This is a genomic window from Thermomonospora sp. CIF 1 (assembly GCF_001896795.1).
GTDB lineage: Bacteria > Actinomycetota > Actinomycetes > Streptosporangiales > Streptosporangiaceae > Thermomonospora > Thermomonospora curvata.
This window is the reverse complement of the sequence record NZ_MOYN02000022.1, coordinates 24036-36295: the sequence shown is the minus strand read 5'-3', so window position 1 is coordinate 36295 and position 12260 is coordinate 24036. Positions and strand designations below refer to the sequence as shown.

9 protein-coding genes are annotated in these 12260 nt (G+C 70.3%); 5 read left to right on the top strand and 4 right to left on the bottom strand.

The genetic code is table 11. The features are described from left to right. Positions 1-44: 44 nt before the first annotated feature. Both BUE48_RS16035 and BUE48_RS16030 read left to right on the top strand, forming a co-directional pair. On the top strand, positions 45-329 hold the full coding sequence (locus BUE48_RS16035) for an antibiotic biosynthesis monooxygenase family protein (protein WP_012853548.1): 285 nt from the start codon (positions 45-47) through the stop codon (positions 327-329). 202 nt (positions 330-531) lie between these two features. After that, positions 532-1920 (top strand): glycine--tRNA ligase, encoded by a 1389-nt coding sequence (locus BUE48_RS16030; protein WP_012853547.1) that lies wholly within the window; start codon positions 532-534, stop codon positions 1918-1920. A 113-nt stretch (positions 1921-2033) separates the two neighbouring features. Here BUE48_RS16030 and BUE48_RS16025 read toward each other — a convergent pair whose 3' ends face one another. Beyond that, positions 2034-2669 carry a PraA/PraB family alkane oxidation protein activator gene (locus BUE48_RS16025; protein WP_286990381.1) on the bottom strand — a complete coding sequence of 212 codons (636 nt, stop codon included), beginning with the start codon at positions 2667-2669 and terminating at the stop codon, positions 2034-2036. Between the two features lie 200 nt (positions 2670-2869). Here BUE48_RS16025 and BUE48_RS16020 point away from each other — a divergent pair, with 200 nt between their 5' ends. Further along, positions 2870-3319: a hypothetical protein gene (locus BUE48_RS16020; RefSeq protein ID WP_012853545.1), complete on the top strand. Its 450-nt coding sequence runs from the start codon at positions 2870-2872 to the stop codon at positions 3317-3319. Positions 3320-3412: 93 nt separating this feature from the next. Then, on the top strand, positions 3413-5698 hold the full coding sequence (gene secD / locus BUE48_RS16015) for a protein translocase subunit SecD (RefSeq protein ID WP_286990380.1): 2286 nt from the start codon (positions 3413-3415) through the stop codon (positions 5696-5698). A gap of 91 nt (positions 5699-5789) precedes the next feature. Here the strand turns inward: secD and BUE48_RS16010 are convergent, their stop codons facing one another. From BUE48_RS16010 to BUE48_RS16000, 3 genes are all read right to left on the bottom strand, one after another. Beyond that, positions 5790-6110 carry a hypothetical protein gene (locus tag BUE48_RS16010; protein ID WP_012853543.1) on the bottom strand — a complete coding sequence of 107 codons (321 nt, stop codon included), beginning with the start codon at positions 6108-6110 and terminating at the stop codon, positions 5790-5792. A 23-nt stretch (positions 6111-6133) separates the two neighbouring features. Then, entirely contained in the window at positions 6134-7087 is a 954-nt protein-coding gene (locus BUE48_RS16005; RefSeq protein ID WP_148233272.1) for an SPFH domain-containing protein, read from the bottom strand. A gap of 314 nt (positions 7088-7401) precedes the next feature. Continuing rightward, positions 7402-9291 (bottom strand): glycoside hydrolase family 15 protein, encoded by a 1890-nt coding sequence (locus BUE48_RS16000; RefSeq protein WP_012853541.1) that lies wholly within the window; start codon positions 9289-9291, stop codon positions 7402-7404. 218 nt (positions 9292-9509) lie between these two features. Here BUE48_RS16000 and ppdK point away from each other — a divergent pair, with 218 nt between their 5' ends. Continuing rightward, entirely contained in the window at positions 9510-12206 is a 2697-nt protein-coding gene (ppdK, locus tag BUE48_RS15995; protein ID WP_012853540.1) for a pyruvate, phosphate dikinase, read from the top strand. The last annotated feature ends 54 nt before the right edge of the window (positions 12207-12260 follow it).

The window sequence follows — 12260 nt, the reverse complement described above, 5'->3', positions numbered from 1 at the left end:
GCGCGGCGGCGCCGGTCGCGGGCGCGTCCTGAGAAGATGTCCGGGTGATCGCGATAACCCGGTACCGCGTGCCCGAGTCCCAGGCCGAGACGTTCGCCGCCGAGCTCGGCGCGATCCTGGACGCGCTGGCCGGCGCGCCGGGATACCGCAGCGGCCGGATCGGCCGCACCGTCGACGACCCCACGCTGTGGGCGCTGATCACCGAGTGGGACGGCGCGGGTCACTACCGGCGCGGCATCGGCCTTCCCCAGGTGCGCATGCGGCTCATCCCGCTGTCGGCGCTGGCCGTCGACGAACCGGGGGCTTACGAGATCATCGCCGCCCGCTGACCGGACGCGGCGCGGCCGCGGTCATACGGCCGGCCCGAGTGCCCTAAGCTGGGAGACCTTGACGGGGCTCGCGGGCCGGGTGACCGCCTGGGGCGGAAGGCCCGCCGCTTCGCCGTTGTTACCGGGGATGAGACCGCTTTGGCCTGATGCCGGGCGTTACCAGACAATCCCGCCGACCGCCAGCCGGATGGAGACTTGACCCATGGCCCGCAGATCCGACGTGATGGACACCATCGTCAGCCTCGCCAAGCGGCGGGGCCTGGTCTACCCGTCGAGTGAGATCTACGGAGGCCTGCGCGCGTCCTGGGACTACGGCCCGCTGGGCGTCGAGCTGAAGAACAACGTCAAGCGCCAGTGGTGGAAGTCCATGGTGCAGTCCCGCGAGGACGTCGTCGGCCTGGACTCGTGCGTGATCCTGGCCCGCGAGGTCTGGGAGGCCAGCGGCCATGTGCAGGCGTTCGTGGACCCGCTGACCGAGTGCACCTCCTGCCACAAGCGCTTCCGCGCCGACCACCTGGAGGAGGCCTACCAGGCCAAGCACGGCCGCCCGCCGGCCGGCGGCCTGGCCGACGTCAACTGCCCCAACTGCGGCACCAAGGGCGCCTTCACCGAGCCGCGGATGTTCAACGGGCTGCTCAAGACCTTCCTGGGCCCGGTGGAGGACGCCTCCGGCCTGGCCTACCTGCGGCCGGAGACCGCGCAGGGCATCTTCATCAACTTCATGAACGTCCAGCAGTCGTCCCGCCGCAAGATCCCCTTCGGCATCGGGCAGATCGGCAAGTCGTTCCGCAACGAGATCACCCCGGGGAACTTCATCTTCCGCACCCGCGAGTTCGAGCAGATGGAGATGGAGTTCTTCGTCGAGCCCGGCACCGACGAGGAGTGGCACCAGTACTGGATCGACCAGCGCCTGCAGTGGTACGTCGACCTGGGCATCCGCAAGGAGAACCTGCGGCTGTATGAGCACCCGGCCGAAAAGCTGTCGCACTACTCCAAGCGCACCGTCGACATCGAGTACCGCTTCGACTTCGTGGGCGCCGAGTGGGGCGAGCTGGAGGGCATCGCCAACCGCACCGACTTCGACCTGTCCACCCACGCCAAGGCCAGCGGCCAGGACCTGTCGTACTTCGACCAGGAAAAGGGCGAGCGGTACATCCCGTACGTCATCGAGCCGGCGGCGGGCGTGGACCGCTGCGTGCTGACGTTCCTGCTGGACGCCTACGCCGAGGACGAGGCGCCCAACGCCAAGGGCAAGCTGGAAAAGCGCACCGTGCTGCGGCTCGACCCGCGCCTGGCCCCGGTCAAGGCCGCGGTGCTGCCGCTGTCGCGCAACGCCGACCTGTCGCCCAAGGCCCGTGACCTGGCCGCCCGGCTGCGCAAGCACTGGAACGTGGAGTTCGACGACGCCGGTGCGATCGGCCGCCGCTACCGCCGCCAGGACGAGATCGGCACCCCGTTCTGCATCACCGTCGACTTCGACACCCTGGAAGACGACGCGGTGACCGTCCGCGAGCGCGACTCCATGAAGCAGGAGCGCATCGCCATCAGCCAGGTGGAGTCGTTCCTGGCCGCCCAGCTGGTGGGCTGCTGACGCCGAGCCGGGGATGAGAACCTGATAGAACGGGAGGCGGGCCGCCTCTCCCTGATTCCGGCAGGGAGAGACGGCCCGCCTGCTATGTGCGACCTTGGTGACCGGTCAGCCGATCAGCTGCCCATCTGCAGCGACTGGCCGGAGGAGGTCGTCAGCTTGTAGGTGGCGCTCACCGTGGCGCTCGAGGGGCACAGGATGCCGCCGGACACCTTGTTGATGGTGGCGCCGCTCACCGAGACCTGGGCCTCGTTGACGCCGGGCACCGGGCGGTTGGGGTTGTTGGGGTTGTAGGCGTTGGCGGTCAGGTTGCCGCCGTAGGTGCAGGTGATGCCCAGGATCAGGGTCGCCTTGGCCCGGAAGTTGGCGATCGTGACGGTGCCGTCCCGGCCGCCGGCCACGGGGTTGTAGGTGGCGTTGCCGCCGGTCCAGGGCAGGTTCTCGGTGGTGATGGCGGAGCTGATGATGCCGGTGCAGTTCCCGCCGCTGTTGCTGAACGAGGCGGAGGTGATGGTCAGGTTGGAGCCGTCGGAGTTGATCGTGCCGTTCATCACCGACTCGTTGCAGGTGGCCGACCCCAGCGAGCTGGTGACGGTGGCGGTGCCGAGCAGCTCGGCCTTGACGCCTCCGCTGTAGGGGGTGCCGGAGGGGTAGACGCTGATGGTGGTGGACGCCGACGCGGGGGGGACCATCATCGCGAGAGCGGCCGCGGCGGCCGCGCCCACAGTGATCACGCGCCTTGCGTGTGCCATGGACTACTCCTTACGTCCAGGGGTGGATGGCGATGTGAAATTAATTCTTGTTTTGCCGGCGGTCAACGGTGAGTCAGGAGTTTTTCAGATGGTCAGAATGTGACACATTCTCATGTTTAATGATCTTCAAAGGTTCGCCCGCCGCCGCCGGAGTCCGGTAGCGTGACCGTGACTGCCGGCCACGGACGGGGGGACGCACCATGAGCGACCGTCGTCACGGGCACGTCCCGGCGGCAGGGGACTCCGGGCGGATCGCCCGCTTCGCGCTGGTCGTCGTGGGCCTGCTGGGCTTCGTCGTCTTCCCCGGCTCCTGGCCGCTGCCGGCCGGGCCCGGCATCGGGATGCGCACCGGCGCGACCCCGGCGCCGCCCGCCCACCAGGCCGTGGGCAGGGGACGGGCCGCCGCCGGCGCGCCGGGCACCGCGGCGACCAAGCCCGCCTCGCCGCAGGCGGAGACGCGGCACGCCATCGCCGCCCCCCACCAAGAGACTTCACCGACGGCCGATCCGGCCCTCCCCGCAAGCGGCGCCTCGCCGCCCGCCCCCGGCCACCGGCAGATCCTCCCGCCCACGCCGCGCGAACCGGCGCCCGCCGGGGCGGAGCCGCCGGTCTTCCGGGGACGCGCGCCCCCGGCCGCCACGGGTCACTGAGGTCCCTGTCCGGCCGGCGGTGAGCGCCCGTGCCCGCCGCCGGCATCGCGCGGCCCGCTGCGCCGGGCCGCCCTTTCCCGTGGAGGTTTTCCCTTGTCCCGCCCCTTGATGTGGCGGGCGCTGCTGGCGCTCGCCATCATCGCCGGATCGATATTCGTCGCGCTGACCCAGCCCGCCAAACTCGGCCTCGACCTGCGCGGCGGCACCCAGATCGTGCTGGAGACCAAAGACGGCCCCAACGTCAAGGCCAACCGGGAGTCCACCGACCGGGCCCTGGAGGTGCTGCGCAAGCGGGTCGACGCGCTCGGCGTGGCCGAGTCCTCCATCACCCGCTCCGGTGAGCGGCGCATCATCGTCGAGCTGCCGGATGTGCAGGACCCCAAGCGGGCCGCCGAGGCGGTCGGCCGCACCGCCCAGCTCACCGCGCACCCGGTGCGCGCCAACGACGGCAAGCCCGACAAAAAGAACGGCGAGCAGATCCTGCCCGATGAGGACGGCCGGCCGATCCTGCTGAAGAAGGCCGCGCTGAGCGGCGCCCAGATCCGCTCCGCCAGCGCCTCCTTCGACCAGCAGAACATGCAGGGCTGGTACATCACCGTCGACTTCCGCGGCGACGGCGGCCGCATCTGGCAGAAGATCACCGCCGAGGCCGCCTGCAAGAGCGACCCCGACGACCGGCGGATCGCCTTCGTCCTGGACGGAAAGGTGATCTCCTCGCCGGTGGTGCAGGAGGACGTGCCCTGCAACGTCGGCATCAGCGGCGGCTCCACCCAGATCACCGGACAGTTCAGCGCCCGGGAGGCCAAGGAGCTGGCCGCGCTGATCCAGGGCGGCTCGCTGCCGGTCCCGGTGGAGATCATCGAACAGCGGGTGGTCGGCCCCACCCTGGGCGAGGAGGCCATCCAGGCCAGCTGGCAGGCCGCCGTCATCGGCATCGTGCTCACCGGCCTGTTCATCATCTGGATCTACCGCCTGGTCGGCTTCCTGGCCACGCTCGCGCTGGCCGCCTACGGGGTGATCTCTTACGCCGCGCTGGTGGCGATGGGCGCCACGCTGACCCTGCCCGGCCTGGCCGGTTTCGTGCTCGCCATCGGCATGGCGGTGGACGCCAACGTGCTGGTGTTCGAACGGGCCCGCGAAGAGTATGCGGCGGTGCCGCGCCGGGGCATGCGCCCGGCGCTGGTCATCGGCTTCCAGAAGGCCTGGTCGGCCATCGCCGACTCCAACATCACCACCGTGCTGGCGGCCGGCCTGCTGTTCTTCCTGGCCGCCGGGCCGGTGCGCGGCTTCGGCGTCACGCTGACCATCGGTGTGCTGGCCTCGCTGGTCTCCGCCCTGCTGGTCACGCGCGTGCTGGCCGAGTGGGCGGTGAGCCGGCGGCCGATCGCCAAGCGGCCCGCCCTGACCGGGCTGAGCAAGACCGGGCGGGTCCGCGACTGGCTGGACCGCAAGCAGCCCGACCTGATGCGGCGCAAGACCCTGTGGCTGACCGTCTCCGGGCTGCTGGTCGCCGGCTCGATCGCCGGGATCGTCATCCAGGGCCTGAACTTCGGCGTGGAGTTCACCGGGGGCCGCCAGGTCGTCTACAGCACCAGCCAGCGGATGGACATCAACGACGCCCGGGCCGCGGTGGCCGACGCCGGGTTCCCCCGCGCGGTGGTGCAGACCGCCGGCACCGACGGGGAGGACATCTCCATCCGCACCGAAAAACTCACCAACGCCGAGGTCGACAAGCTGCAGCAGGCGCTGGAGAAGGCCGGCGGCGGCACCGTCACCAAGGAGCGCGACGAGCTGATCGGCCCCAGCCTGGGCAGCGAGCTGCGCAAGAAGGCGCTGATCGCCTTGGGCGTGGCGCTGGCCACCCAGCTGATCTACCTGGCGGTCCGCTTCCGCTTCACCTTCGGCGCCGCCGCGGTGCTGGCGATGTTCCACGACGTGATCGTCGTCACCGGCGTGTTCGCCTGGCTGGGCAAGCCCATCGACGGGGTGTTCCTGGCCGCGCTGCTGACCATCATCGGTTACTCGGTCAACGACTCGGTGGTGGTCTTCGACCGGATCCGCGAGCTGTGGCGGGCCGCGCCCGAAGAGCGCTTCGCCAAGATCGCCAACCGGGGCGCCCTGCAGACGGTGCCGCGCACCGTCAACACCGGTATGGGCGCGATCTTCATCCTGGCCGCGCTGGCGCTGCTCGGCGGCGACTCGCTGACCGACTTCGCCATCGCGCTGCTGCTGGGCATCGTGGTGGGCACCTACTCCACCGTGTTCACCGCCACCCCGCTGGCGATCGTCTTCCAGGCCCGCAGCAAGACCCCGGCGCCCAAGCCCAAGCTCGCCAAGCGCCCGGTGCGCCAGCCCGGCGACTCCGGCGCGGTCGTGTGAGCCCGCCCGTCCGGGAACCGGGCCGGTTCCCGGACGGAAGACGGTGCGGGGCCGTGCCCGGGCACGGCCCCGCACCATCGATCCACAGGTGTCAGTCCGACTCGCTCTCCAGGGCCGCCACCCGGGAGCGGGCCTGGGCCATCGCCTCGTGGTACTTGGTCTCCCACTGCGGGTCGTCGTCGGCGATGGCGGCGATCGACTGCCGGCCGAACTCCACCGGCCCCCGCCGGCCGTGGGCCACCTTCCGGACGACCACCGTGGTCACGCCGTCGGCGGAGGAGGTGTGCACCTCCCAGCGGGCGGCGGACTCCAGCGCCCGGGGGTCGGCCTCCTCGCCCCGGAACGCGCTGATCACGAGCGTGACGGCCAGCGCGATCACGACCACCACGACCAGCAGTATCAGCAGCCTCATCGGTCCTCCTGCGCGGGCCGGGGTCAGTTGCGGGGCAGCAGCGCCCCGCCCGGGTTACCCGGAGCGTAGACCGTGATGCCCTGCGGCAGCGCCTTCAGCTTCTCGATCTCGGCGCAGGTCGGGCACTTGTTGTACCCGTCCTGGCGGGCCTTGTTGGCCGCCGCCTCCAGCCGGGCCTGCTCCACCTTCGCCTGCGCCTCGCTGACCTGGGCGAAGGCGGCCTGGGCCCGGTCCACCGCCGCCTGCACCCGCTGCGGCAGGGAGACCTTCACCAGGTTGAAGTGGATGTTGATCAGGAAGTCGCCGCCCAGCGTGGTGCGCAGGTCGGCGGCCAGCTGCCGGTTGATGGCGTCCTGGACCTTGGCGATGTTGGCGTTGTTGCTCTGCACCTGCAGGCCGGTGCGCTGCCGCCGGGAAGTAGAACCGGTGTTCTGCACCAGTGCGCAGGAGGAGACCAGCTCGGCGCAGCGGAAGCTGTTGATCTGGCTGCGCAGGTTGTTGTCGATCACCGGCCGGACGATCTGGTTCAAAAACGCCGACCAGCCCTCATCGCCCTCCCAGGCGAAGTAGGTCTTGCCGCCGGGGGCGCGGAACTTGCGGGTGCCGAACTTGTCGTCGAACTTCTTGAGCACCTCGTGGTCGGTGTTGAGGGTGAAGTACAGCGTGCCCTCGATGCCCATGTTGACGCCGTCGCTGCTGGGCACGGTCACCACGTCCACGCCGCCGCCGCGGTCGCCCTCGCCGCGGTTGGCGGTGATGGTGTAGAAGCGCTGCTGGGCGGGGTACTTGTGGACCTTCGACCACCAGCCGGTCCACACCCGGCCCGAGCCGGGGTCGATGACCTGCCGGATGCGGGTGTTGTCGAAGAAGCCGCCGTTGCGCACCACGGCCACCTGCCCGCCGTCGGTCCGCTCGAAGCCGCCCAGCAGCCCGGCCAGGAAGGGCAGGCCCAGGACCAGCAGCACGATGGCCGTCATGATCTTTCCCGCACGGCTCATCCGGGGGAGTGCTCTCATCTGAACGACGCTCCAATCCCCGGCGGGCTCACCCGCCGGGCGGGGAGGATCAGGTCTCGGAATCGTGTATCAGACGCGGAGCGGATGATCTCGGCTCCCCGGGGATGCGAATTCAGATGGCCGAAACCGGTCTCGTCCGGCACGGGTCGGGTGCCGCTCTTCCCTCTGCGTGCCGGACGCTCCAGACGGACGGGACGGCAGACGGCCGCCGCTCGCCCGTGGGGGCGTGAGTTTTCCCACAGGTGTTCCCGCGAGTGGCACGCCCCCACGGGCGGCTAGGCGAACGCGCCGGGCGGGCCCTCGGGACGCTCGGCCTGGATCACGTGCATCACCGCGTTGATCAGCGACAGGTGGGTGAAGGCCTGCGGGAAGTTGCCCAGGTGCCGCCCGGTGTGCGGGTCGATCTCCTCGGCGTACAGCTGCAGCGGGCTGGCGTACGACAGCAGCTTCTCGCACAAACGCTTGGCGCGTTCCAGCTCGCCGATCATCACCAGGGAGCTGACCAGCCAGAACGAGCAGATGGTGAAGGTGCCCTCCGAGGAGGAGAACCCGTCGTCGGTCTCCTCGGGCCGGTACCGCAGCACCAGGTCGTCCTCGGTGAGCTCGTTGGCGATGGCCAGCACCGTCTCGCGCACCCGCTTGTCGTCGGGGGGCAGGAAGCCCAGCAGCGGGATCAGCAGCACCGAGGCGTCCAGCGCCTTGGTGCCGTAGTGGGCGGTGAAGACCCCCCGCTCGTCCAGGGCGTTGGCCAGCACGTCGGCGTGGATCTCATCGGCCGCCTTCTGCCAGCGCTCGGCCAGGTCGTGGCAGCCGCGGATGCGGGCCAGGCGGGCGCCGCGGTCGGCGGCCACCCAGCAGAACACCTTGGAGGAGGTGAAGTGCTGGGGCTTGCCGCGCACCTCCCACATGCCGCAGTCGGGCTTGCGCCAGTTGGCCAGCGCCTCCTCGACCTGCTTGACGATGATCTTCCACAGCCGGTCGTCCAGCCGGTCGCGGCGCCGCACGAACAGGTAGATGGAGCCGATGATGGCGCCCCACACATCGTGCTGGGCCTGGGTGTAGGCGTCGTTGCCGATGCGCACCGGGCGGGCGCCGTCGTAGCCGCTCAGGTGGTCCAGGGTGGTCTCCGGCAGCTCCTCCCGGCCGTCCACCCCGTACATGATCTGCAGCCGGCCGTCGGCGGCCTCGGCCACGTCGGTGATGAAGTAGAAGAAGTCGTTGGCCTCCCAGTCGAAGCCGAGGGTGTAGAAGGCCCACAGCGCCATCGTGGAGTCGCGGATCCACGTGTAGCGGTAGTCCCAGTTGCGCTCGCCCTTGGGGGTCTCCGGCAGGGAGGTGGTGGCGGCCGCGGCCACCGCGCCGGTGGGGGCGAACGTCAGGCCCTTGAGGGTGAGGGCGCTGCGCTGCAGGTGGCTGCGCCAGGGGTGGTCGGGGAACTTGCCGCGGTCCAGCCAGTGCTGCCAGTGGTGCACCGTCCACACCAGCCGCTCGTGCGCCTCGGCGTAGGTGTGCGGCGGCTCGTGCTCGCTCCACGACAGCGCCACGAAGCGGGTGTCGCCCTGCTTGAGCAGGGTGCGCCCGGTGGCCAGCGACCCTTCGAAGCCGACGTTCATGTCGGTGGTCAGCCGCAGGGTCAGCCCGTTGCCGTGGCAGGCCGCCTCGTGGTAGCCGTCGCCGGTGTGCTCCCAGCGGGCCGGGACGCGCCCGTAGTCGAACACCGGCATGCAGTCCAGGCGCACCTGGACCTGGCCGTTGACGCAGCGGACCATGCGCAGCAGCACGTGGTCGGCGTCGTAGTCGGTGGGCGCCCGGCGGTGGGTCTTGGAACGCTCCGTCTCGTGGTGCCAGGGGCCCATGAGCAGCGCGTCGGTCACCACCAGCCACCCGCCGTGGGTCCACCAGGTGGTCTCCATCACCATGGTGCCCGGGATGTAGCGCTGGGCCGCGGGCACCTCGACCCCGGCCGGGCCGACCCGGAAGTACCCGGCGTCCCGGTCCAGGATCGACCCGAAGACGCTGGGGGAGTCCATCCTCGGCAGGCACATCCACTCGACGTTCCCGCTCGGTGCGATCAGCGCGGTCGTCTCGCAGTCCGAGAGGAAACCGTAGTCGGCTATGGGGGCGAACGGCTCTCCCGCTCTGCCGCCGGCGACCGTCGGTCTCACAGCCTTACCTCCTGTATCCGTCCATCCGCACGGCCCGGAACACACCCGGGCCCGGCGGCCTGCCTGTGACAGGTGTCTGGAATGTCCGATTGGAATAGACCACTAAAGGGGGTTTGACCTGCGCAAACACAGAGTGAGCGCAGGGGTGCCGAACGGAGTTCGACGTTGTGGGTACAGTCCCCGCACAAGCGTGGAATCGGAGCGTGAAGGAGCTCCTCGTGCCGAAGTACGTATACGACTTCACTGAGGGCAACAAGGATCTCAAGGACCTGTTGGGGGGCAAAGGCGCAAATCTGGCGGAGATGACCAACCTCGGGCTTCCGGTGCCCCCGGGGTTCACCATCACCACCGAGGCCTGCCGCCACTACCTGCGGCACGGGACCGTGCCGGAGGGACTGCGCGAAGAGGTCGACGCTCACCTGGCCGCGCTGGAGCAGAAGATGGGCAGGCGGCTCGGGCAGCCCGACAACCCGCTGCTGGTCAGCGTGCGGTCGGGGGCCAAGTTCAGCATGCCCGGCATGATGGAGACCGTCCTGAACATCGGCCTCAACGACGAGTCGGTGAAGGGGCTGGCCGCGGTCGCCGGCGGGGACGCCGCCGCCGAGCGCTTCGCCTGGGACTCCTACCGCCGGCTGGTGCAGATGTTCGGCAAGACGGTATTGGGCATCGACGGCGAGCTGTTCGAAGAGGCCCTGGAAGAGCGCAAGCGGGCCAAGGGCAGCGACAGCGACCTGGCCCTGGACGCCGAAGATTTCAAGGCGCTGGTCGGCACCTTCAAGCAGATCGTGCGCGAGCACGCAGGCCGGGAGTTCCCCACCGATCCACGCGAGCAGATGGACCTGGCCATCAAGGCCGTCTTCGATTCCTGGAACGCCGACCGGGCCGTCCTGTACCGCCGTCAGGAGCGCATCCCCGCCGACCTCGGCACCGCCGTGAACGTGTGCACCATGGTCTTCGGCAACCTGGGCATGGACTCGGGCACCGGCGTGGCCTTCACCCGCGACCCGGCCACCGGCCACCAGGGCGTCTACGGCGACTACCTGCAGAACGCCCAGGGCGAGGACGTGGTCGCCGGCATCCGCAACACCGTCCCGCTCTCGGAGCTGGAGAAGATCGACAAGCGGTCCTACGACGAGCTTCTGGCCATCATGGCCAAGCTCGAGAACCACTACCGGGACCTGTGCGACATCGAGTTCACCATCGAGCGCGGCAAGCTGTGGATGCTGCAGACCCGCGTGGGCAAGCGCACCGCCGCCGCGGCCTTCCGCATCGCCACCCAGCTGGTCGACCAGGGGCTGATCACCCAGGACGAGGCGGTCGCCCGCGTCACCGGCGCCCAGCTGGCCCAGCTGATGTTCCCGCGCTTCGATGAGAAGGCCGACCGGCAGCAGATCGCCAAGGGCATGAACGCCTCGCCCGGCGCCGCCGTCGGCAAGGCGGTCTTCTCCAGCGAGAAGGCCGTGGAGCTGGCCGGCAAGGGCGAGCCGGTCATCTTGGTGCGCCGCGAGACCAACCCCGACGACCTGGCGGGCATGGTCGCCGCCGAGGGCATCCTCACCTCCCGCGGCGGCAAGACCTCCCACGCCGCCGTGGTCGCCCGCGGCATGGGCAAGACCTGCGTGTGCGGCGCCGAGGAACTGGACGTGGACGTGCGGGCCCGCCGCTTCACCGCCCCCGGCGGCGTGGTGGTCAGCGAAGGGGACCTCATCTCCATCGACGGCTCCACCGGCGCGGTCTACCTGGGCCGGGTGCCGGTGGTGAACTCCCCGGTGGTGGACTACTTCGAAGGCAAGCTCTCGGCCGCCGAGGGCGATGAGCTGGTCCAGGCCGTGGACCGGATCATGACCTGGGCCGACGCCAAGCGCCGGCTGCAGGTGCGGGCCAACGCCGACACCCCCGAGGACGCCGCCCGCGCCCGCCGCTTCGGCGCCCAGGGCATCGGGCTGTGCCGCACCGAGCACATGTTCCTGGGCGAGCGCCGCCAGCTGGTGGAGAACCTGGTGCTGGCCGAGACCGACCAGGAGCGGCAGGAGGCGCTGGATGCGCTGGAGCCCCTGCAGCGACAGGACTTCATCGGCCTTTTCGAGGCGATGGACGGCCTCCCGGTCACCATCCGGCTGATCGACCCCCCGCTGCACGAGTTCCTTCCTGATCTGACGGAGCTTTCAGTGCGGGTCGCGGTCGCCGGGGACGACGCCACGCCCAAGGACCGCCGGCTGCTGGAGGCCGTCCGGCGGTTGCACGAGCAGAACCCTATGCTCGGACTGCGCGGCGTGCGGCTGGGTTTGGTTATTCCCGGACTTTTCGCCATGCAGGTGCGAGCGATCGCCGAGGCCGCCGCCGAGTGCCGCAAGGCGGGCGGCGACCCGCGCCCGGAGATCATGATCCCACTGGTGGGCGCCGTCCAGGAGCTGGAGGCCGTCCGCGAGGAGGCCCTGGGCATCCTGGAGCAGGTCAAGCAGTCCACCGGGGTGGACGTGCCCGCCATGATCGGCACCATGATCGAGCTGCCCAGGGCCGCGCTGACCGCCGGGCAGATCGCCGAGGCCGCGGAGTTCTTCTCCTTCGGCACCAACGACCTGACCCAGACTACCTGGGGCTTCTCCCGCGACGACGTGGAGTCGGCGTTCTTCGGCCGCTACCTGGAGCTGGGCATCTTCGGCGTCTCGCCGTTCGAGACGCTGGACCGCGACGGCGTCGGCCGGCTGATCCGCATCGCCGCCGAGGAGGGCCGCCGCACCCGGCCCGGCATCAAGCTGGGCATCTGCGGTGAGCACGGCGGAGACCCCGACTCGGTGCACTTCTGCCACGAGGTCGGGCTGGACTACGTCTCCTGCTCGCCGTTCCGGATCCCGGTGGCCCGGCTGGAGGCGGGCCGGGCCGCCGTCGCGGCGGAGGGCTCCGACAGCCGATGACGGCCGGCGGGAGGGCGCGCCGGCGGCGCGCCCTCCCGCGCCATGCACGGAAAT

Coding starts and splice junctions, on each gene's coding strand:
- BUE48_RS16030 (WP_012853547.1), top strand. CDS start 532: ATGGCCCGCAGATCCGACGTGATGGACACCATCGTCAGCCTCGCCAAG.
- BUE48_RS16025 (WP_286990381.1), bottom strand. CDS start 2,669: ATGGCACACGCAAGGCGCGTGATCACTGTGGGCGCGGCCGCCGCGGCC.
- BUE48_RS16020 (WP_012853545.1), top strand. CDS start 2,870: ATGAGCGACCGTCGTCACGGGCACGTCCCGGCGGCAGGGGACTCCGGG.
- BUE48_RS16010 (WP_012853543.1), bottom strand. CDS start 6,110: ATGAGGCTGCTGATACTGCTGGTCGTGGTGGTCGTGATCGCGCTGGCC.
- BUE48_RS16005 (WP_148233272.1), bottom strand. CDS start 7,087: ATGACGGCCATCGTGCTGCTGGTCCTGGGCCTGCCCTTCCTGGCCGGG.